The organism is Roseibium sp. LAB1 (assembly GCF_054658235.1).
This window is the reverse complement of record NZ_BAAGIB010000001.1, coordinates 368,395-390,125: the sequence shown is the minus strand read 5'-3', so window position 1 is coordinate 390,125 and position 21,731 is coordinate 368,395. Positions and strand designations below refer to the sequence as shown.

Annotated in this window: 17 protein-coding genes and 3 tRNA genes; 17 read left to right on the top strand and 3 right to left on the bottom strand. The window is 58.9% G+C overall.

All coding sequences use genetic code 11. The annotated features are described in order from the left end of the window. The first annotated feature begins 177 nt into the window (after window positions 1-177). On the top strand, window positions 178-1,368 hold the full coding sequence (locus ACYQ54_RS01875; protein WP_460078772.1) for an MFS transporter: 1,191 nt from the start codon (window positions 178-180) through the stop codon (window positions 1,366-1,368). A 27-nt stretch (window positions 1,369-1,395) separates the two neighbouring features. Here the strand turns inward: ACYQ54_RS01875 and ACYQ54_RS01870 are convergent, their stop codons facing one another. The 3 genes from ACYQ54_RS01870 to ACYQ54_RS01860 form a co-directional block, all read right to left on the bottom strand. After that, the gene (locus ACYQ54_RS01870) at window positions 1,396-2,217 is read right to left on the bottom strand and encodes a TrmH family RNA methyltransferase (RefSeq protein WP_460078770.1); all 822 of its coding nucleotides are present in this window, start codon (window positions 2,215-2,217) and stop codon (window positions 1,396-1,398) included. A gap of 72 nt (window positions 2,218-2,289) precedes the next feature. Continuing rightward, the gene (locus ACYQ54_RS01865) at window positions 2,290-2,793 is read right to left on the bottom strand and encodes a PaaI family thioesterase (protein ID WP_460078767.1); all 504 of its coding nucleotides are present in this window, start codon (window positions 2,791-2,793) and stop codon (window positions 2,290-2,292) included. Beyond that, complete coding sequence (locus tag ACYQ54_RS01860) at window positions 2,793-3,320, bottom strand: MarR family winged helix-turn-helix transcriptional regulator (RefSeq protein WP_460078765.1); 528 nt, start codon at window positions 3,318-3,320, stop codon at window positions 2,793-2,795. Before ACYQ54_RS01860 ends, ACYQ54_RS01865 begins: the two co-directional genes overlap by 1 nt. A 417-nt stretch (window positions 3,321-3,737) precedes the next feature. On the opposite strand from ACYQ54_RS01860, the gene ACYQ54_RS01855 reads away from it, so the two are divergent. The 16 genes from ACYQ54_RS01855 to fusA all read left to right on the top strand — a co-directional run bounded on the left by ACYQ54_RS01855 (window position 3,738) and on the right by fusA (window position 21,688). Beyond that, window positions 3,738-3,822: transfer RNA gene (locus ACYQ54_RS01855), tRNA-Tyr, on the top strand. A 22-nt stretch (window positions 3,823-3,844) separates the two neighbouring features. Then, window positions 3,845-3,918: transfer RNA gene (locus ACYQ54_RS01850), tRNA-Gly, on the top strand. 170 nt (window positions 3,919-4,088) lie between these two features. Next, window positions 4,089-5,279, top strand: coding sequence for an elongation factor Tu (tuf, locus tag ACYQ54_RS01845; protein WP_460078751.1), 1,191 nt, complete (start codon window positions 4,089-4,091; stop codon window positions 5,277-5,279). 108 nt (window positions 5,280-5,387) lie between these two features. Continuing rightward, window positions 5,388-5,463: transfer RNA gene (locus ACYQ54_RS01840), tRNA-Trp, on the top strand. A gap of 103 nt (window positions 5,464-5,566) precedes the next feature. Next, window positions 5,567-5,764, top strand: a complete 198-nt coding sequence (secE, locus tag ACYQ54_RS01835) for a preprotein translocase subunit SecE (protein ID WP_006936470.1) — start codon at window positions 5,567-5,569, stop codon at window positions 5,762-5,764. Window positions 5,765-5,830: 66 nt separating this feature from the next. After that, window positions 5,831-6,361 carry a transcription termination/antitermination protein NusG gene (gene nusG / locus ACYQ54_RS01830; protein ID WP_006936469.1) on the top strand — a complete coding sequence of 177 codons (531 nt, stop codon included), beginning with the start codon at window positions 5,831-5,833 and terminating at the stop codon, window positions 6,359-6,361. A 177-nt stretch (window positions 6,362-6,538) separates the two neighbouring features. Further along, window positions 6,539-6,967, top strand: a complete 429-nt coding sequence (rplK, locus tag ACYQ54_RS01825) for a 50S ribosomal protein L11 (protein WP_168688158.1) — start codon at window positions 6,539-6,541, stop codon at window positions 6,965-6,967. Between the two features lie 4 nt (window positions 6,968-6,971). Then, window positions 6,972-7,670 carry a 50S ribosomal protein L1 gene (gene rplA, locus ACYQ54_RS01820; protein WP_460078763.1) on the top strand — a complete coding sequence of 233 codons (699 nt, stop codon included), beginning with the start codon at window positions 6,972-6,974 and terminating at the stop codon, window positions 7,668-7,670. Between the two features lie 325 nt (window positions 7,671-7,995). After that, window positions 7,996-8,514, top strand: coding sequence for a 50S ribosomal protein L10 (gene rplJ, locus ACYQ54_RS01815; RefSeq protein WP_023001583.1), 519 nt, complete (start codon window positions 7,996-7,998; stop codon window positions 8,512-8,514). A gap of 60 nt (window positions 8,515-8,574) precedes the next feature. Beyond that, a complete protein-coding gene (rplL, locus tag ACYQ54_RS01810) occupies window positions 8,575-8,952 on the top strand; it encodes a 50S ribosomal protein L7/L12 (protein WP_006936464.1) in 378 nt (125 codons plus the stop codon). 289 nt (window positions 8,953-9,241) lie between these two features. Beyond that, entirely contained in the window at window positions 9,242-13,381 is a 4,140-nt protein-coding gene (rpoB, locus tag ACYQ54_RS01805) for a DNA-directed RNA polymerase subunit beta (RefSeq protein ID WP_460078761.1), read from the top strand. A gap of 93 nt (window positions 13,382-13,474) precedes the next feature. Next, complete coding sequence (rpoC, locus tag ACYQ54_RS01800) at window positions 13,475-17,674, top strand: DNA-directed RNA polymerase subunit beta' (protein WP_460078758.1); 4,200 nt, start codon at window positions 13,475-13,477, stop codon at window positions 17,672-17,674. A 78-nt stretch (window positions 17,675-17,752) separates the two neighbouring features. Beyond that, the gene (locus ACYQ54_RS01795) at window positions 17,753-18,046 is read left to right on the top strand and encodes a regulator (protein WP_460078756.1); all 294 of its coding nucleotides are present in this window, start codon (window positions 17,753-17,755) and stop codon (window positions 18,044-18,046) included. 686 nt (window positions 18,047-18,732) lie between these two features. After that, window positions 18,733-19,104 carry a 30S ribosomal protein S12 gene (gene rpsL / locus ACYQ54_RS01790; RefSeq protein WP_006936459.1) on the top strand — a complete coding sequence of 124 codons (372 nt, stop codon included), beginning with the start codon at window positions 18,733-18,735 and terminating at the stop codon, window positions 19,102-19,104. Window positions 19,105-19,116: 12 nt separating this feature from the next. Further along, complete coding sequence (rpsG, locus tag ACYQ54_RS01785) at window positions 19,117-19,587, top strand: 30S ribosomal protein S7 (protein ID WP_006936458.1); 471 nt, start codon at window positions 19,117-19,119, stop codon at window positions 19,585-19,587. A gap of 25 nt (window positions 19,588-19,612) precedes the next feature. Then, entirely contained in the window at window positions 19,613-21,688 is a 2,076-nt protein-coding gene (gene fusA, locus ACYQ54_RS01780; protein ID WP_460078754.1) for an elongation factor G, read from the top strand. Window positions 21,689-21,731 lie beyond the last annotated feature (43 nt).

Below are 21,731 nucleotides of genomic sequence, written 5' to 3'. Positions count from 1 at the left end.
TTGCAACAATGGGTTTGCCGCTGTCGGCGCAAGCTCCTCTCGTCTTCCCGGAGGACCGACAGGACAAACCGGACATGGTCCGGCCTTGTCATCATCTCCGTTTCACCCTCAGCGGAAAGTTTGCCGTGCCACATGTGGTTCCGTCCGGATGCATGTGTGCCTGTTGGATCGATTTAAATGACTGAAGCGCAGCGTATTTGCCTTATTTTCTATCTTCAGCCGATCGCTCTTGGGGCCTGGTTGCCACATATCCCGGGTGTTCAGACAACTCTCGGCCTGAACAACAGCGAGCTGGCGATCGCACTCATCGGGGCTCCGGTCGGCACTTTGACAACCTTGCTGATCGCTGGACGTATCGCCAGCTGGATCGGTGCCAAACGGATCACATTGATCTTTTATCCGGTCTTTCTTCTGGCGATGCTGCTTCCCTTTCTGGCGACATCCCAATGGCAGTTGATGGCGGCTCTGGCATTGGTCGGCGGGTCCATGTCCATTCTGGAACTTGGGCTCAACGTTCTGGCTGACGACTATGAGACGCGCACCCATCACAAGATCATGAGCAGGGCTCATGGCTGCTGGAGCTTCGGATTGCTGTCGGGAACGCTGGTGGGGGCGGCTGTGGCCGGTTTCACCTTGTCGCAACTTCTGGCCGGGATCGCAATCGCGATTGCTGTTCAATCCCTGGTTCTGCCGGTGATCCTGGCCCTGCCGTCGCCGGTCGAAGGAGGGCACGCGCACTCCGGGCAGCGAGGGTTCCGGTTGCCGCATCCCATTTTGCTCGGGGTCTGTTTTTTCACCTTCGGTACGACGCTTGTGGAAGGTGCGGTCGCCGACTGGGCAGCGGTTTATCTCAGGGACGCATTTGCCGCCAATCCGGGGCTGGCAGGGCTGGGTATTTCGGTCTTCTCGCTCTGCCTTGCCTCCACCAGGCTGATGGGTGACCGCTTGCGGCAGGTCGCAGCACCCGGACGTCTGGGACAGGTGCTTGCGCTCGTCGGGCTGGCGGGGCTGGGCCTGATCTGGCTTGCGCCAAGTGCACCGATTGCGCTTGTCGGACTGGGCATTCTGGGATCAGGCGCAGCGCTCGCGTTTCCGCTCGGGGTCACTGCGGCATCCGGTGCGCCGGGGGGCAGCGCAGCCTCCAATGTCGCCGTGCTCTCTTTCGTTGCTCTGCTGGGCTTTCTGGTCGGGCCGCTTACTATCGGTCCACTCGCCGATGCCTTCGGTATTCGGACAGCTCTGATGGTGCTGGCTCCGATGATTGGCATCAGCCTGTTGCTGGCACCGTGCCTGACGCGATCCGAGGCAACGCGCGCCGGCCAGACTGCCGGTGGGTCCGCGAAAGTTGCGCGAGGCGAGGCGGTCTGACAGACGTATTCGGATGGCAGTGGGGCCTTAGAGCCCCATCTTCATCCGCGCAACATAGAGCGATAGAACTGCCGCATTGGAAACATTGAGCGAGCGGATTTCACCGGGCATGTCGAGGCGGGCTGTCAGGCCACAGGCTTCGCGCACGCCCTGGCGCACGCCCTTGCCTTCAGAGCCCAGCACCAGAACGGTCCTGTCGCTGAACGGCGTATCTTCAAGACTTGCCGGACCGTCGCTGTCGAGTGCAATGCAGGAAAAGCCTTCTTCCTTCATCTCGGCAATAAAGCGGGCCATGTTCTTGACCCGGACATGTTTGATCATGTCGAGCGCGCCGGAGGCGGATTTCGCCAGCACGGATCCTTCCTCCGGGGCATGGCGTTCGGTCGTGACCACCGCATCGGCATCCAGCGCGACGGCGGAGCGCAGGATCGCGCCGACATTGTGCGGGTCGGTCACCTGGTCGAGCGCCAGCACGAGGCGCGCGCCCTTAAGATGCTCGGCGCCGTAGGCGGGCAGGGGATCGGCTTCCAGAATCATGCCCTGGTGGACAGCATCCTTCGTCACCATCCGGTCCAGAGCCCGCGGCATCATGGATTCGACAGGCACGTCGATCTTTACGCCCCGTTCTTCGAGGCGGCGAACAGCATTGTCTGTTGCGAACAGCTTCAGACGTTTGCGATCCTTGTTTGCAAAGGCGGCTTCCACGGTGTGCAGGCCGTAAAGAAGCACCGGGCCTTCCGGAGGCAAGCCGGGGCGGCGCGGTGCCGGTTTGCCGAAGGTTTTTTTCTTGAAGCCACGGCCCTTGTCCGGGCGCTGGCCGCTGCGTGGCGATTTGCTGTCTTCCGTCATGGCGCAGCTCTACCGGGAATTACACGTCAGGAAAAGAGGGAAAGACGGCGTGCGAGATCCATTTGCCGGTGCTCAAGACGGCTTCAGGATCATGCAGCTGACAGTTCCATGGGCAATCAGCTTGCCGTTGGCGTCCCGCAGATCGCCTTCGGAGGTTGCCAGGCGCGAGCCCCGGTGAACGATGCGGCCCTCGCAGATGACTTCGCCGCTGGTTTCAAGCAGTGGGCGGACCATGTTCACGTTGAGCGACGTAGTGGTGTAGAACTCGCCGGGCTTGAGGGTCGTGTGCACCGCGCAGCTGAGCGCCGTATCGATGAGGGTGGAAATCCAGCCGCCGTGAACGGTCCCGAGCGGGTTCAGGAATTCCCGCGCCGGCAGGCCGGTGAAGACGGCGCGACCTTCGGAGAACTCCTTCATCCTAATATTGGAGTGCACCATGATCGGCGGGGCGGGCAATTCGCCGGCCATCATGCGTTCGAAGATGTCGAGACCGGTCATGGTGGCAAAGGCCGCTTTGGGCAATGTGCCAAGAGTGTGGGTCTTGCCGTTTTCGGTCAGCGTGGAGGTGTCGCTCATTACAGGAGTCCTGGATCAGAGGTCTGGGTCGGTTTAGACGGGGAGGCCGTCTCAGTGGCAATTGAATTCCGGTCTTCCAGAATATGGACGGCCTTTCGCAACGTGGACATTTGCGCGCGAACGGCATCCGCCCCTTCCGGTCCCAACAGAGCGCTGACCTCTTCCTGTGCTTTCTGCCAGGTGCTGTGGATCTCGATCACCTTTGCTTCGCCGAGCGGTTTCAGCACGGGAAGAACCTTTCGCCCGCCTCCCTGTTGGCGAGAGATGAGACCGGCTGCCTCGAGAGGCTTCAGGTTGCGGGCCAGTGTCGACCGGTCGATGCCCAGAAAGCGCGCGATCTCCGCTGCCGAATTTGCCGACCCGTCGGCGATGGCGGCCAGGAGCTGTGCCTGCGTGAGTTCCAGGCCGAGAGCCGCCATGTGTCTATTATAATGTCGGGTCAGAAGATTGGCGGTGCGCCGGGCAGCATGACCAAGGCAGGTCCGGCCCATATGCTGGAAATCGATATCTTTGAGAGAAACGGACATGTGTTGTAGATACAACAAAAGGAGAATCTGCTCAAGCACGGACGTGCTCCAGGTGTGATTTCCCGACTGCGACAGGCGAGCCGTATGGGGCAAAAGTCCGCATCATGCGAACCGGCGGCGCATTGGAAGTTGTCCACAGGCTGGAGCAGGGCGAACATGGTTTTTGAGCAAAACGCAGGGGAACCGTGACATCGGGGCCGTCCTGCGGCAATCTGGATGAGTTGTCAGCCTTGGCAATCGCTTACGTTCGAAGCGCCCGTTTCGAGCGTCCTGCTGATTTTGTTCATTTCTTTGCAAAATCGGCGTTGACAGGGCGGGGCCCTATCTGCATAACACGCGCCACGGGATTGCTCGCCCCTTCCGGGCGGGCTCTTCGGTAAGCCATCCTGATCGCTTCGGCGTGAAGCAGGACGAGATGGAGGAGTGCCCGAGTGGCTAAAGGGGACGGACTGTAAATCCGTTGGCTATGCCTACGTTGGTTCGAATCCAACCTCCTCCACCATCGTTCCTGGTTCTCTCGTTGTGCGGGTGTAGCTCAATGGTAGAGCAGCAGCCTTCCAAGCTGACGACGAGGGTTCGATTCCCTTCACCCGCTCCATCATGGGTGCTGATCGGAGTGTCCGGAACGGAAGGCTCTTTCGCCCGGAAATCCTGACAAGAAGTTCAACGGGAAGCAATTCGTCGCTCGCGGATCTGTCCAAGGCGCCGGAACGTGTCCCGCCTCGACCTAATTCGACCGAACCGAGTATTGGACAGAGAGCGACGCCGATGGCGAAGGAAAAATTTGAGCGCAACAAGCCGCACGTTAACATTGGCACGATTGGCCACGTTGACCACGGCAAGACGACGCTGACCGCAGCAATCACCATGACGCTGGCTGAAACCGGCGGTGCGACTGCAAAAGCTTACGACGAAATCGACGGCGCGCCTGAAGAAAAGGCTCGCGGCATCACCATCTCCACGGCACACGTTGAGTATGAGACGGAAAACCGTCACTACGCTCACGTCGACTGCCCTGGCCACGCCGACTACGTCAAGAACATGATCACCGGTGCAGCGCAGATGGACGGCGCGATCCTGGTGTGTTCTGCCGCTGACGGCCCGATGCCGCAGACCCGCGAACACATCCTCCTGGCTCGCCAGGTTGGTGTTCCGGCTCTGGTCGTGTTCATGAACAAGGTTGACCAGGTCGACGACGAAGAGCTTCTCGAGCTCGTCGAAATGGAAATCCGCGAACTGCTGTCTTCCTACGAGTTCCCGGGCGACGACATTCCGATCGTCAAGGGTTCTGCACTGGCAGCCGTTGAAAACCGCGATCCGGCCATCGGCCGCGATGCGATCCGTGAGCTGATGGCTCAGGTCGACGCCTACATCCCGACCCCGGAGCGTCCGAAGGACCTTCCGTTCCTGATGCCGATCGAAGACGTCTTCTCGATCTCCGGCCGTGGTACGGTTGTGACGGGTCGTGTTGAGCGCGGCATCGTCAAGGTCGGCGAAGAAGTTGAAATCGTCGGCATCAAGGACACGCAGAAGACCACGGTCACCGGCGTTGAAATGTTCCGCAAGCTGCTGGACAGCGGCGAAGCAGGCGACAACATCGGCGCACTGATCCGCGGTATCGGTCGTGAAGACGTTGAGCGTGGCCAGGTTCTTTGCAAGCCGGGTACCGTTACCCCGCACACGAAGTTCAAGGCCGAGGCTTACATCCTCACCAAGGAAGAAGGTGGTCGTCACACCCCGTTCTTCACCAACTACCGCCCGCAGTTCTACTTCCGTACGACGGACGTGACCGGTGTGGTGTCCCTGCCGGAAGGCACGGAAATGGTGATGCCGGGCGACAACGTCTCCGTGGACGTTGAGCTGATCGTGCCGATCGCCATGGAAGAAGGCCTGCGCTTCGCTATCCGCGAAGGTGGCCGTACCGTCGGCGCCGGCGTCGTCGCATCCATCATCGAATAAGATGAATTCGGGCTGCCGGGCCTTGTGCCCGGCAGGACCACCTCTTAAGTCTTGCGATGTGCGGCTTCAGAGGGTATCAGGAGCAAGTTCGTCCAGGCGGACTTCTGAAGGGGTATAGCTCAGCTGGTAGAGCGACGGTCTCCAAAACCGTAGGTCGCGGGTTCGAACCCTGCTGCCCCTGCCAATTTGCTCTTGATTAATCTGCCTCGAGGGCTTAAAGAGTTTCCTCGAGTGAGGCGCGCGAAGTTTTTCGCGCGCCCACTCGTATTTAACAGACCGGAATCGGAATGGCGAAGACCAATCCCTTTAAATTCATCCAGGAAGTACGTGCGGAGACGTCCAAGGTAACTTGGCCGACGCGCAAAGAAACAGCGGTGACCACAGTCATGGTTTTCATCATGGTTGTGATCGCGGCAATCTTTTTTCTCGTGGCGGATCAGTTGATGGGCTTCGGGATCGGCTATCTTCTGGGAGTCGGCGGCTAATTTCAGGCAGCCGCCCGGGCGATTGTCCGGTTTGAAGACAAAGAACAAGAAACGGAACTGAGATCCATGGCCAAGCGCTGGTACATTGTGCACGCCTACTCCAATTTCGAGAAGAAGGTCGCCGAGTCCATCCGCGAAAAGGCTGAGCAGAAGGGTTTGTCCGATCTGTTCGAGGAAATTCTCGTTCCGATGGAAAAGGTCGTTGAGGTGCGCCGTGGCCGCAAGGTCGATGCCGAGCGCAAGTTCTTCCCGGGGTATGTCCTGGTGAAGATGGAAATGACCAACGAGGCGTTCCACCTGATCAAGGACACGCCGAAGGTGACCGGGTTCCTGGGCGCGGATCAAAAACCGATGCCGATCCCGGAAAAAGAAGCAATGCGCATCATCAACCAGGTGCAGGAAGGTGTCGACAGGCCGAAGCCGTCGGTGACTTTCGAGGTTGGCGAGCAAGTGCGTGTTTCCGACGGTCCGTTTGCGTCCTTCTCCGGCCTTGTCGAGGAAGTCGACGACGAGCGTGCACGCTTGAAGGTGGCAGTGTCTATCTTCGGCCGCGCAACGCCGGTGGAACTGGAATTCGGTCAGGTCGACAAGCTCTGACTGTTTGCCGTCCCGAGGGGCGGCTTGAGAGCCCGGCTTCTGTGTCCAGCGGGATGCGGTTTCCGGGATGACAGGGTGGAAGGTTCTGGAACTCTTCGCCGGGTTCCGAATAAGGACCGGACCACCAACTCCCAAGCAGCTGGACAGCCATCCAGCTGTATATGACTGGAGAGAAACATGGCGAAAAAAATCGAAGGTTTCCTGAAGCTTCAGGTGCCGGCAGGTTCCGCTACTCCGTCGCCGCCCATTGGTCCGGCGCTCGGTCAGCGTGGTCTGAACATCATGGAATTCTGTAAGGCCTTCAATGCGGCCACGCAGGATGCTGAAAAGGGCGCTCCGTGCCCGACCGTGATTACTTACTACTCCGACAAGTCCTTCACGTTCGAAGTGAAGACGGCTCCGGTCAGCTTTTTCCTGAAGAAAGCTGCCAAGCTGCAGAAGGGTTCCCAGACCCCGGGCCGTGGCACGGTTGGTTCTGTGACCCGGGCTCAGGTGAAGGAAATCGCCGAAGCCAAGATGAAGGACCTGAACGCCAACGACATCGACGCAGCTATGCTGATGGTCGAAGGCTCCGCCCGCTCCATGGGCCTTGAGGTAACGGAGTAAGATCATGGCGAAGGTTGGAAAGCGTATCAAGACAGCGCGTGAAGGTATCGACCGTAACAAGCTGTATTCCCTGAACGAAGCCATTGGCCTCGTGAAGGGCCGGTCCAAGACCAAGTTCGACGAAACCGTTGAAGTTGCGATCAATCTCGGCGTTGATCCGCGTCATGCAGACCAGATGGTCCGCGGCGTGTGCATCCTGCCGAACGGCACCGGCAAGACCGTTCGCGTTGCCGTGTTCGCACGTGGCGACAAGGCCGAGGAAGCCAAGGCTGCAGGCGCTGACATCGTTGGTGCTGAAGAGCTGGTTCAGGAAGTTCAGGGCGGCAAGATCGACTTCGATCGCTGCATTGCAACTCCTGACATGATGCCGCTCGTCGGCCGTCTCGGTAAGGTTCTCGGCCCGCGTGGCCTGATGCCGAACCCGAAGGTCGGCACCGTGACCCCGGACGTCAAGTCCGCCGTCAACGATGCCAAGGGTGGTGCTGTTCAGTTCCGCGTTGAAAAGGCCGGTATCGTTCACGCCGGCGTCGGCAAGGTGTCCTTCTCCGAAGAAGCGATCACCGAGAACGTCAAGGCTCTGCTGGACGCAGTCCAGAAAGCCAAGCCGACCGGCGCAAAAGGCACCTACCTGAAGCGCATTGCCGTGTCCTCCACGATGGGCCCGGGCGTGAAGGTTGATCTCGCCACCGTTGCTGGCGAGTAATCCGGTCTTTCCGGATTGAAACAAGATTTCGGCTGTAAGGCCGAATAGACCCGGCGGCTTGCTGCCGGGTTGCCCTGTCCGAGACTGCAGGTGCCGGGAAACCGGCTTAAGCCGAACAAGGCCTGCATAGATGGGTGAGAACCGATTTTACCACCGATCCGGTGGAACAACTTGGTTCGAACCAGACCTTGCCGCGCGCCTGAGGCGCGAAGGTGAGGGGACAGGACCCTGAGCGTCGCCAGGTGAGGGCGGTTCCGGGTTCGGGACCATCTGCCAGGCGGCAAGGTAAACCGGCGGCGTCACAGCCGCCAAATGGAGAAGGCAAGTGGAAAGAGCGGAAAAGCACGAGTTCGTGTCGGCCCTCAACGCCGAGCTGGGTAACACCGGTGTTGTCGTCGTCGCGCACTATGCAGGCCTTTCGGTAGCTCAGATGACCGCATTGCGGGCATCCGTGCGCGAAGCCGGCGGCACTGTAAAAGTCGCAAAAAACCGCCTTGTCAAACTCGCCCTTCAAGGCACCGACCTTGAGCACATCTCCGACCTGTTTCAGGGCCCGACCGTTATCGTCCATTCCGACGATCCGGTAGCCGCTCCGAAAGCAGCCGTCGATTTCGCCAAGGCAAACGAAAAGTTTGCAATCCTTGGCGGTGCTCTTGGCTCGACCAACCTGAACCCGGATGGGGTCAAGTCTCTGGCAACCATGCCGTCGCTCGATGAGCTGCGTGCGAAACTGGTTGGCATGATCCAGACCCCGGCATCCCGGATTGCACAGGTTGTCAACGCTCCGGCCGGGCAGCTTGCCCGCGTCTTCGGCGCTTACGCCAAGAAGGACGAGGCCGCATAAGGCGTCCAAAACACACTGTCTCACGTAACCAAAACTGGTTCGAACTTAAGGTACTGAAAAATGGCTGATCTTGAAAAGCTCGTTGACGAACTGTCCGCACTGACCGTTATGGAAGCTGCTGAACTCAGCAAGCTTCTGGAAGAAAAGTGGGGCGTTTCTGCTGCTGCTCCGGTCGCAGTTGCCGCTGTTGCTGCTGGTGGTGGCGATGCAGCTGCTGCTGAAGAAAAGACCGAATTTGACGTGATCCTGGCTTCTGCCGGCGACAAGAAAATCAACGTCATCAAGGAAGTCCGCGCAATCACCGGTCTTGGCCTGAAAGAAGCTAAGGAGCTCGTCGAAGGCGCTCCGAAGCCGGTCAAGGAAGGCGTTGGCAAAGACGAAGCAGAAGAGCTGAAGAAGAAGCTCGAAGAAGCTGGCGCATCTGTCGAGCTGAAATAATAGAGGCCTTACGGCCTTTTGAACGGTCCCGGGTAACCGGGACCGTTACTAGCCCCGGCGGGATTTTCCCGTTTCCGGGGCAAACGTACCACTAGGGCATCCTGCTTTCGCAAGACGGCAGATGAAGATGTTCTAGGCCCCTAAGACCGGTCAACTTGTCTGGTTTCAGGTGAGGGCACCTGAAGCAGGTTGATCCAGGGGGGACGGTTTTCCGAAGCGCCCGGGCGCTCGCCCGATTGGAAAAGGGGCGTTTCGGGAAGCCGTTACCCGGCCGATACGAGGAGCGACAATGACCCAAACGTTCAACGGTCGCAAAAAGGTCCGTAAATATTTCGGATCGATCCGCGATGTCGCGGCTATGCCTAATCTCATCGAGGTTCAAAAAGCATCTTACGACCAGTTTCTGCAGGTCGATGAGATGCCAGGCGGTGGCCGCAAGAATGAAGGCCTTGAAGCGGTCTTCCAGTCCGTATTTCCGATCTCCGATTTTGCGGGCACTTCCCTTCTGGAATTTGTTTCCTTCGAATTTGAAGCTCCCAAATACGACGTCGATGAGTGCCGCCAGCGCGACATGACCTTTGCAGCACCGCTGAAGGTTACTCTGCGCCTGATCGTGTTCGATGTCGATGAAGACACCGGTGCGAAGTCCGTCAAAGACATCAAGGAACAAGATGTCTACATGGGCGACATGCCGTTCATGACCGACAACGGCACCTTCATCGTCAACGGCACCGAGCGCGTCATCGTTTCCCAGATGCACCGCTCTCCCGGTGTGTTCTTTGACCATGACAAGGGCAAAACCCATTCGTCCGGCAAGCTGCTGTTCGCAGCACGCGTGATCCCGTATCGCGGTTCCTGGCTCGACATCGAGTTCGACGCCAAGGACATCGTGCATGCGCGTATCGACCGTCGCCGCAAGATCCCGGTGACCTCCCTGCTGATGGCCCTCGGCCTCGACGGTGAGGAAATCCTCAACACATTCTACAAGCGTATCGATTACACCCGTCAGAAGGACGGTTCCTGGCGCATGCCGTTCGACGGCAACCGTCTGAAGGGCACCAAGGCGTCCTACGACCTGATCGACGCGGACAGCGGCGAAGTGGTGATCGAGGGTGGCCGCAAGATCACTCAGCGCACCATCAAGCAGCTTGAGGAAAAGGGCGTCACCGCCCTGAAAGTGACCGACGAGGACCTGCACGGCCAGTACCTGGCTGAAGACATCGTCGACATGAAGAGCGGCGAGATCTACGCGGAAGCCGGTGACGAGATTTCCGGCAAGCTGCTGGAAGAGCTTGTCGACCGGGGTTACCACGACCTGCCGATGCTCGACATCGACCACGTCAACACCGGTCCCTACATCCGCAACACCCTGGCGGTGGACAAGAACGAATCCCGTGAGGATGCGCTGTTCGACATCTACCGCGTGATGCGCCCGGGTGAACCGCCCACCATCGACACCGCCGAAGCGATGTTCCAGTCGCTGTTCTTTGATGAAGAACGCTACGATCTGTCTGCCGTCGGCCGCGTGAAGATGAACATGCGCCTCGACGTGGAGTGTGCCGACACCGTGCGCACCCTGCGCAAGGACGACATCCTTGAAGTCATCCGGGTTCTTCTGGAACTGCGTGACGGCAAGGGCGAAATCGACGACATCGACAACCTCGGCAACCGCCGTGTCCGTTCTGTCGGCGAACTGATGGAAAATCAGTACCGCGTCGGTCTTCTGCGCATGGAACGCGCGATCAAGGAACGCATGAGCTCCGTCGAGATCGACACGGTCATGCCTCAGGACCTGATCAACGCAAAACCGGCTGCCGCTGCGGTCCGCGAATTCTTCGGCTCCTCGCAGCTGTCGCAGTTCATGGACCAGACCAACCCGCTGTCGGAAGTCACCCACAAGCGCCGCCTGTCGGCTCTTGGACCGGGCGGCTTGACCCGTGAACGCGCAGGCTTCGAAGTCCGCGACGTTCACCCGACGCACTATGGCCGTATCTGCCCGATTGAAACGCCGGAAGGCCCGAACATCGGTCTGATCAACTCGCTGGCAACCTTTGCCCGCGTGAACAAGTACGGTTTCATCGAAAGCCCGTACCGGAAGGTGAAAGACGGCGCAGTCACTAATGAAGTCGTCTATCTTTCCGCCATGGAAGAAGCCAAGCACTACGTGGCCCAGTCCAACGCCGTCTATGACGACGAAGGCCGGTTCACGGAAGAGCTGATCACCTGCCGTCACGCTGGCGAAAACATGATGGTGCCGTCCGACAAGGTCGACCTCATGGACGTGTCGCCGAAGCAGCTCGTGTCCGTCGCGGCCGCGCTCATCCCGTTCCTTGAGAACGATGACGCCAACCGCGCACTGATGGGCTCGAACATGCAGCGTCAGGCTGTTCCGCTGGTACGTGCCGAAGCACCGTTCGTCGGTACCGGCATGGAGCCGATCGTTGCCCGCGATTCCGGCGCTGCCATCGGTGCCCGCCGCGGCGGCGTCGTCGACCAGGTGGATGCGACCCGTATCGTTATCCGTGCAACGGAAGACCTCGATCCGGGCAAGTCCGGCGTCGATATCTACCGGCTGCAGAAGTTCCAGCGGTCCAACCAGAACACCTGCATCAACCAGCGTCCGCTGGTGCGTGTCGGTGACCGGATCCACAAGGGTGACATCATTGCCGACGGTCCTTCGACCGATCTCGGCGATCTGGCGCTCGGCCGGAACGTGCTGGTCGCGTTCATGCCCTGGAACGGCTACAACTTCGAGGATTCCATCCTCCTGTCCGAACGGATCGTTTCCGACGACGTGTTCACCTCCATTCACCTCGAGGAATTCGAAGTGATGGCGCGTGACACCAAGCTTGGACCGGAAGAAATCACCCGCGATATTCCGAACGTTTCGGAAGAAGCGCTGAAGAACCTCGATGAAGCCGGTATCGTCTATATTGGTGCCGAGCTGAACCCGGGCGATATCCTGGTCGGCAAGATCACACCGAAGGGCGAAAGCCCGATGACGCCGGAAGAAAAGCTTCTGCGCGCTATCTTCGGTGAAAAGGCGTCCGACGTTCGCGACACCTCCCTGCGCCTGCCGCCGGGGGTTTCCGGTACCGTTGTCGAAGTGCGTGTCTTCAACCGCCACGGCGTTGAAAAAGACGAACGCGCGATGGCGATCGAGCGTGAGGAAATCGAGCGTCTCGCAAAAGACCGCGACGACGAACAGGCGATCCTCGACCGCAACGTCTATGGCCGTCTGGCAGAGATGCTGATGGACAAGAGTGCCATTGCCGGCCCGAAGGGTTTCAAGAAGGACACTGTACTGACCGGGGACGTTCTCAACGACTTCCCGCGCTCGCAGTGGTGGCAGTTCGCCACCGAAGACGAGAAGTTCATGTCCGAGATCGAAGCTCTGCGCGGTCAGTATGACGACAGCCGCAAGCGTCTCGAGCAGCGTTTCATCGACAAGGTCGAGAAACTGCAGCGCGGTGACGAACTGCCGCCGGGCGTCATGAAGATGGTCAAGGTCTTCGTTGCCGTGAAGCGCAAGCTTCAGCCGGGTGACAAGATGGCCGGCCGTCACGGCAACAAGGGCGTGGTCTCCAAGATCAACCCGTGCGAAGACATGCCGTTCCTGGCAGACGGTACGCATGTCGATATCGTGCTGAACCCGCTCGGCGTTCCGTCGCGCATGAACGTCGGTCAGATCCTTGAAACCCACCTGGGTTGGGCCTGCCGCGGCATGGGCAATCGGATCGGCGAAATGTACGACGAGTACAGGAAGTCGGGTGAGATCGAACAGTTGCGCGGCAAGATCGTCGAGATCTACGGCGACAACATGAAGGGCGACAACGTCAAGGAATACGATGACGAAGGTATCGCACGCCTGGCGGAGCAGCTGAAGAAGGGCGTCAGCATCGCGACGCCGGTCTTCGACGGTGCTCGTGAACCCGATGTCGTTGAGGCGCTCAACATTGCCGGCTACGACCCGAGCGGCCAGTCCGTTCTGTACGATGGCCGGACCGGTGAGGAGTTCGACCGCAAGGTGACGGTGGGCTACATCTACATGCTGAAGCTCCACCACCTGGTCGACGACAAGATCCATGCCCGTTCCATTGGCCCGTACTCGCTCGTCACCCAGCAGCCGCTTGGTGGTAAGGCACAGTTCGGTGGCCAGCGCTTCGGGGAAATGGAGGTCTGGGCGCTTGAAGCTTACGGTGCGGCCTACACGCTGCAGGAAATGCTCACCGTCAAGTCGGACGACGTTGCCGGCCGTACGAAGGTCTATGAGGCCATCGTTCGTGGCGACGACACCTTCGAGGCAGGCATTCCGGAAAGCTTCAACGTGCTTGTGAAGGAAATGCGGTCCCTGGGTCTCAACGTTGAACTGCAACGAACCGATGTCCCCGTGATCGGCGAGGAAGAAACTGCGGACGCCGCAGAATAATCCCCGCCTACGGACCACAAATGACTTGGAATGCCGGTTGCGGGGAGGGGCGCAAGAGCTCGCTCCCCCGCCGCGCATCGAAGGAGATGGATCATGAATCATGAGGTCATGAACCTGTTCAATCAGCAGGCTCCCGCACAGACCTTCGACAATATCCGGATTTCGCTCGCGAGCCCGGAAAAGATCTTGTCCTGGTCTTTCGGCGAAATCAAAAAGCCGGAGACCATCAACTACCGTACGTTCAAGCCAGAACGTGACGGTCTGTTCTGCGCGCGTATCTTTGGCCCGATCAAGGACTACGAATGTCTTTGCGGCAAATACAAGCGCATGAAATACAAAGGCGTTATCTGCGAAAAGTGTGGCGTTGAAGTCACCCTGTCGCGTGTTCGCCGTGAACGCATGGGACACATCGAACTGGCAGCGCCTGTCGCGCACATCTGGTTCCTGAAGTCCCTGCCGAGCCGTATCGGCCTTCTGCTCGACATGACGCTGAAGGATCTCGAGCGCGTTCTGTATTTCGAGAACTACGTTGTTCTCGAGCCGGGCCTGACCCCGCTCAAGCAGCACCAGCTTCTGTCGGAAGAAGACTTCATCGCCGCTCAGGACGAGTATGGCGAAGATGCCTTCACGGCGATGATCGGTGCCGAAGCAATCCGCGAGATCCTGATGAGCATGGATCTGGAGCGCGAGAGCGAGAAGCTGCGCCAGGAGATCGCCGAGGCGACCACCGAGCTGAAGCCGAAGAAGCTTGCAAAGCGTCTGAAGGTCATCGAAGCATTCATGGAATCCGGCAACCGCCCGGAATGGATGATCATGACCGTCGTTCCGGTCATCCCGCCGGATCTGCGCCCGCTGGTTCCGCTCGACGGCGGCCGGTTCGCGACGTCCGATCTGAACGATCTCTACCGCCGCGTGATCAACCGTAACAACCGTCTGCGCCGCCTGATGGAACTGCGTGCTCCGGATATCATCATCCGGAACGAAAAGCGCATGTTGCAGGAATCCGTCGATGCCCTGTTCGACAACGGCCGTCGTGGCCGCGTCATCACCGGCGCCAACAAGCGTCCGCTGAAGTCGCTGTCCGACATGCTGAAGGGCAAGCAGGGCCGGTTCCGTCAGAACCTGCTCGGCAAGCGCGTCGACTATTCCGGCCGTTCGGTTATTACCGTGGGTCCGGAACTGAAGCTGCATCAGTGCGGTCTTCCGAAGAAGATGGCGCTTGAGCTGTTCAAGCCGTTCATCTATTCGCGCCTCGACGCCAAGGGCTTCTCTTCCACCGTGAAGCAGGCCAAGAAGCTGGTCGAAAAGGAACGTCCGGAAGTCTGGGACATCCTCGACGAAGTCATCCGTGAGCACCCGGTTCTCCTGAACCGCGCACCCACGCTGCACCGTCTTGGAATCCAGGCCTTCGAACCGACCCTGATCGAAGGCAAGGCCATCCAGCTGCATCCGCTCGTCTGCTCGGCCTTCAACGCCGACTTCGACGGTGACCAGATGGCTGTTCACGTACCGCTGTCGCTGGAAGCCCAGCTGGAAGCGCGTACGCTGATGATGTCCACCAACAACATCCTGCACCCGGCCAACGGTGGCCCGATCATCGTTCCTTCGCAGGATATCGTTCTCGGCCTCTACTATCTGTCCATCATGGCAGAAGGCGAGCCGGGCGAGGGCATGGTCTTCGGCAACACTGGCGAGATCCACCACGCGCTGGCCAACAAGGTCATCACGCTGCACACCAAGATCAAGGGCCGGTTCCGCTCCATCGATGCCGATGGAAACGAGACCTCCGAGATCAACGAAACCACTCCGGGCCGCATGCTTATCGCGGAGCTTCTGCCGAAGCACCACGAAGTGCCGTTCGAGGTCTGCAACAAGCTGATGACCAAGAAGGACATCTCCAAGATGATCGACACGGTTTACCGTGCCTGCGGTCAGAAGGAGACAGTTATCTTCTGTGACCGGATCATGCAGCTTGGCTTCAAGAATGCCTGTAACGCCGGCATCTCCTTCGGTATGGACGACATGGTCATTCCGGACACCAAGCAAAGGCTGGTGGCCGAGACCTCGTCGCTCGCAACCGAATACGAGCAGCAGTACAACGACGGCCTGATCACCCAGGGCGAGAAGTACAACAAGGTTGTCGACGCCTGGGCGAAATGTACCGACAAGATCGCCGACGAGATGATGGCCCGCATTAAGGCGGTCCAGATCGATGAGGAGACAGGTCGCCAGAAGCCGATGAACTCGGTTTACATGATGTCCCACTCCGGTGCCCGTGGTTCGCCCCAGCAGATGAAGCAGCTGGCCGGCATGCGTGGCCTGATGGCCAAGCCGGACGGTTCCATCATCGAGAACCCGATCATCTCGAACTTCAAGGAAGGCCTGTCGGTTCTGGAGTACTTCAACTCCACGCACGGTGCCCGTAAGGGTCTGGCCGATACCGCACTGAAGACCGCAAACTCCGGGTATCTGACCCGCCGTCTGGTGGACGTTGCCCAGGATTCCATCATCCTGGAACCGGATTGCGGATCCACGCGCGGTATCACCGTTGCACCGATCGTCGATGCCGGTAACGTCATCGCCTCGCTCGGCATGCGCGTTCTGGGCCGTACGACGGCTGAAGATGTCTACAACAACCAGACCGGTGAACTGCTTGTCCCCAAGGGCACGCTGATCGACGAGAAGGATGTTGACGCCATCGAGGCTGCCAAGGTTCAGCAGATCAAGATCCGTTCGGTTCTGACCTGTGAAACCGAAACCGGTGTCTGTGCAACCTGCTACGGTCGTGACCTTGCACGCGGTACGCCCGTGAACATGGGTGAAGCTGTCGGCGTTATCGCCGCACAGTCCATCGGTGAGCCGGGCACGCAGCTGACCATGCGTACCTTCCACATCGGCGGTACCGCCCAGGTGGTCGACAGCTCGTTCATCGAGTCCAACGTCGATGGTACGGTCAAGATCCGGAACCGGTCGGTCAATCGCGACAGCGACGGCAACCTGATTGCCATGGTCCGCAACATGTCCATCGTTGTCATCGACAGCGACGGTAACGAGCGTGCCGTGCATCGCGTAGCCTATGGCTCCAAGCTGCATGTCGATGAAGGCGATGCAGTCAAGCGCGGACAGCGGATTGCCGAATGGGATCCGTATACCCGTCCGATGCTTGCTGAAGTTGCCGGTATCGTGGACTTCGAAGATCTGGTCGATGGTGCGTCCGTTCAGGAAACGGCCGACGAGGCGACTGGTATCACCAAGCGTGTCGTCATCGACTGGCGGTCATCCCAGCGCGGTCAGGATCTGAAGCCGGCTATCGTCGTGAAGGACGAAAAAGGCACGATCTACAAGACCGACCGTGGTTCTGATGCCCGTCTGATGCTTTCCGTGGATGCGATCCTGTCCGTCCAGCCGGGGGCTTCGGTCAAGGCTGGTGACGTTCTGGCTCGTATCCCGCTGGAAAGCGCCAAGACCAAGGACATCACCGGTGGTCTGCCGCGCGTTGCGGAACTGTTCGAAGCTCGCCGTCCGAAGGATCATGCGATCATCGCCGAAATCGATGGTACGATCCGCTTCGGTCGCGACTACAAGAACAAGCGTCGCGTCATCATCGAGCCGGCGGAAGAAGGTGTCGAGCCCGTCGAATACCTCATCCCGAAAGGCAAGCACTTCCATCTTCAGGAAGGCGATGCCATCGAAAAGGGTGAGTACATTCTCGACGGTAACCCGGCCCCGCACGACATCCTGGCTGTTAAAGGCGTGGAGGCCCTGGCGGCTTACCTCGTCAACGAGATCCAGGAAGTCTACCGCCTGCAGGGCGTGACCATCAACGACAAGCACATTGAAGTGATTGTCCGCCAGATGCTGCAGAAGGTCGAAATCACCGATCCGGGCGATACGGAGTTCTTCTCCGGCGAACAGATCGACAAGATCGATTTCGAGGACGCCAACCGCAGGGCGATCGACAATGCACGCGATCCTGCCAAGGGGACGCCGGTTCTGCTCGGCATCACCAAGGCTTCGCTGCAGACGCGTTCGTTCTTCTCCGCCGCCTCCTTCCAGGAGACGACCCGCGTTCTTACCGACGCAGCGGTCAACGGCAAGACCGACCCGCTGGTCGGCCTCAAGGAGAACGTGATCGTCGGTCGTCTGATCCCGGCCGGTACCGGTGGGGTGATGAAGCGGATCCGTCAGATCGCGACTCATCGCGACGATCTGATCCAGGAAGCTCAGCGCCAGCATTCTTCGGACAGCGCCGCGGAAGGCCTTCTGGAAGATATGACGGGCGCAGCCGAGTAATCGGTTTCCAGTCTAGCTATCGAAAGGCCGCCCTCGGGCGGCCTTTCTTGTATAATGAGGCAAAAGAGGCCTGATCACATGAACGACAATGAACTTGAACTGGATCCGGTGGTCTACATCGTGATCGGCAGGGTTTGGGAAAACGAGGATGCGTCTCCAAACGATGCCATCACCATTCACGCGCTGTTGAAGGCACCTGATGACGACGATGCGGTGCGCAAGACACTGGAGTCCCTTTCGGCTCAGGGCTTTGCCGAAGCAGAACTTGACCAGATCGGTGTGATGGACGGCGAGCCGGACGACCCGGTCTACGAAGGTGCCTATCAGGACGCCCTTGCCGGAAACGTCGCGATCGTGACCTTCACCGCCTGAGGTCGCCTGCGTCTCCAGAAGGAGATGTACCGGCAAATACCTGCCTTGCGCCAGGTGCATACCACGGGGCGAGGGGGGGGCAATTTGCGAATCCGGACCGTTTTCCAGACAGGTTTGTCTGGAATCGGTCCTTTGAATCAAGAGCCTGTAAAGGCGGACTCGCCGGGTGTACGGAGCAAACTGACCTGATTTGACTCATTCCGGTTAGACTTGATTCAGAATTCCGCAGATTTGCGGAATCAGGTCGCGCAATAAAATTACCGGAAACCTGCAAAAAAATACTGATTGCCACCGGTAAGTGACGGAAAACATGCCGGAAATTCAGATGATAGATCTGTAACCCGCACAAACGCTGTTTTTTCGACAAAGCACTTGACGCAATGGGTGCATATGAGTAGTTTCCGCGCATCCCAAGGGCAGGCGGTAAGAGCGAACCCGTCCAGCGCTGACCAAGGCGCAGGACCCAGTCCTCTTAAACGCTGCCGGGTTATATAGGCGAATACGCGTCGATTGCATGACCGCGGGGTAACTCGTGGTCCTCTGGTTTTTCGCAGCGCCGGCCGCTCTTCATTGAGCGCGCGGGCGCGATTTTGCATGTCTTTACGGGTCAGACCGGGAAGTGAGCAAGGTCAGCGGGGACTGCAGTTGCATACGAATTTTTGGATGGACAAGGTAAAGGGCAAAGAATGCCGACCATCAACCAGTTGATCCGCAAGCCGCGGAAAGATCCGCCGAAGCGGAACAAGGTGCCGGCCATGGAGGCCTGCCCCCAGAAGCGTGGTGTTTGCACCCGCGTTTACACGACGACGCCGAAGAAGCCGAACTCGGCTCTGCGTAAGGTGGCCAAAATCCGCCTGACCAACGGCTTCGAAGTCATTGGCTACATCCCGGGTGAAGGTCACAACCTTCAGGAACACTCGGTGGTGATGATCCGTGGCGGCCGCGTGAAGGATTTGCCGGGTGTGCGCTACCACATCATCCGTGGTGTGCTCGATACCCAAGGCGTCAAGGATCGTAAGCAGCGCCGTTCGAAGTACGGCGCGAAGCGGCCGAAGTAAGGAGCACATCAGATGTCCCGTCGTCACCGCGCAGAAAAACGCGAAATCAACCCGGATCCGAAATTCGGGGATACCGTCGTCACGAAGTTCATGAACTCCATCATGTACGACGGTAAGAAGTCGACTGCCGAGCGTATCGTTTACGGTGCATTCGACGTCGTCGAAAACAAGACCCGCGAGAACCCGATCGAAGTGTTCCACGCTGCTCTTGAGAATGTCATGCCGCAAGTGGAAGTTCGTTCCCGCCGTGTTGGTGGTGCGACCTACCAGGTTCCGGTTGAGGTTCGTACCGATCGCCGTCAGGCGCTGGCAATTCGCTGGCTGATCACTGCGGCTCGCAATCGTAACGAAACCACGATGGTTGATCGTCTTTCCGGCGAGCTGCTCGACGCGGCTAACAACCGTGGTACCGCAGTCAAGAAGCGCGAAGACACGCACCGGATGGCAGACGCCAACCGCGCATTCTCGCACTATCGCTGGTAATTTGTGACTTCGAAGGGCTGACGCTATGGCGCGCACGCATAAAATCGAGGACTACCGCAACTTCGGCATCATGGCTCACATCGATGCTGGAAAGACCACCACGACCGAGCGGATCCTCTTCTACACTGGTAAGAGCCACAAGATCGGCGAAGTTCATGACGGCGCGGCCACCATGGACTGGATGGAGCAGGAGCAGGAGCGTGGCATCACGATCACCTCTGCTGCTACCACCGCTTTCTGGAAAGAAAAGCGCCTGAACATCATCGACACCCCGGGCCACGTTGACTTCACCATTGAAGTTGAACGTTCCCTGCGTGTGCTCGACGGTGCCGTCGCCCTTCTGGACGCAAACGCTGGCGTTGAGCCGCAGACTGAAACTGTCTGGCGTCAGGCCGACAAGTATCATGTCCCGCGGATGATCTTCGTCAACAAGATGGACAAGCTGGGCGCTGATTTCGATCGTTGCGTCAAGATGATCAAGGAACGCCTCGGCGCTACTCCGCTGGTCATGCAGCTTCCTGTCGGCGCTGAAAGCGAATTCGCTGGCTGTATCGACCTTCTGGAAATGAAGGCCCTGATCTGGCAGTCTGAAAACCTCGGCGCTGCCTGGGACGTTGTCGATATCCCGGCTGACCTCGTCGATCGCGCTCGGGAAGCTCGCGATACTCTGATCGAGACCGTTGTCGAAGTCGACGAAGCTGTCATGGAAGCTTATCTGGAAGGCGAAGAGCCCTCCATCGAGACGATCAAGAAGCTTGTCCGCAAGGGTACGATCAGCACCGACTTCGTTCCGGTTTTCTGCGGTTCCGCGTTCAAGAACAAAGGCGTTCAGCCGCTTCTCGACGCTGTTGTCGATTACCTGCCGAGCCCGGTTGAAGTGCCGGACATCAAGGGTATCGATCCGAAGACCGAAGCTGAAATCGTTCGCAAGTCTTCCGACGAAGAGCCTCTTGGTCTGCTGGCGTTCAAGATCGCCAACGACCCGTTTGTCGGTTCCCTGACGTTCTGCCGCATCTATTCCGGCGTTCTGAACAAGGGCGTGTCCCTGCTGAACACCGTTAAAGACAAGCGTGAGCGCGTCGGCCGGATGATGCAGATGCACTCTAACTCCCGCGAAGACATCGATGTAGCCTATGCAGGCGATATCGTTGCTATCGCAGGCCTGAAGGACACCACGACCGGCGACACCCTGTGTGATCCGCTGAAGCCGGTGATCCTGGAGCGCATGGAATTCCCGGAACCGGTCATCGAGATCGCAGTCGAGCCGAAGACCAAGGGCGACCAGGAAAAGATGGGCCTCGCGCTCAACCGTCTGGCAGCCGAGGATCCGTCCTTCCGCGTTAAAACCGACGAAGAATCCGGTCAGACCATCATCGCCGGCATGGGCGAGCTGCACCTGGACATCATCGTCGATCGCATGAAGCGCGAGTTCAAGGTCGAAGCCAACATCGGTGCACCGCAGGTGGCTTACCGCGAAACCATCACCAAGGTTTCTGAAGTGGATTACACCCACAAGAAGCAGTCTGGTGGTTCTGGTCAGTTCGCTCGCATCAAGCTGGTCATCGAGCCGGCCGAGCCGAACGAAGGCTACGTCTTCGAAAGCAAGATCGTCGGCGGTTCCATTCCGAAGGAATACATCCCGGGTGTTACCAAAGGTATCGAAAGCGTCATGTCCTCCGGTCCGCTGGCAGGCTTCCCGATGCTCGATATCAAGGCAACCCTGATCGATGGTGCCTACCACGACGTTGACTCCTCGGTTCTTGCCTTCGAAATCGCCGGCCGTGCCGGTTTCCGCGAAGGTATTGCCAAGGCCGGCCCGAAACTGCTCGAGCCGATCATGAAGGTCGAGGTTGTCACGCCGGAAGACTACATGGGTGACGTGATTGGTGACTTGAACTCCCGCCGCGGTCAGATCGCGGGTACGGAGAACCGGGGCGTCGTTACTGTCATCACCGCAATGGTCCCGCTGGCCAACATGTTTGGCTACGTGAACAACCTGCGTTCCATGTCTCAGGGCCGCGCACAGTACTCGATGGTGTTCGATCACTACGAGCAGGTGCCGCAGGCTGTCGCCGAAGAGGTTCAGGCGAAATACGCCTGAGCCCATCCTCTTAACGTCAAGAAGAACTAGAGAAACGGAGTAA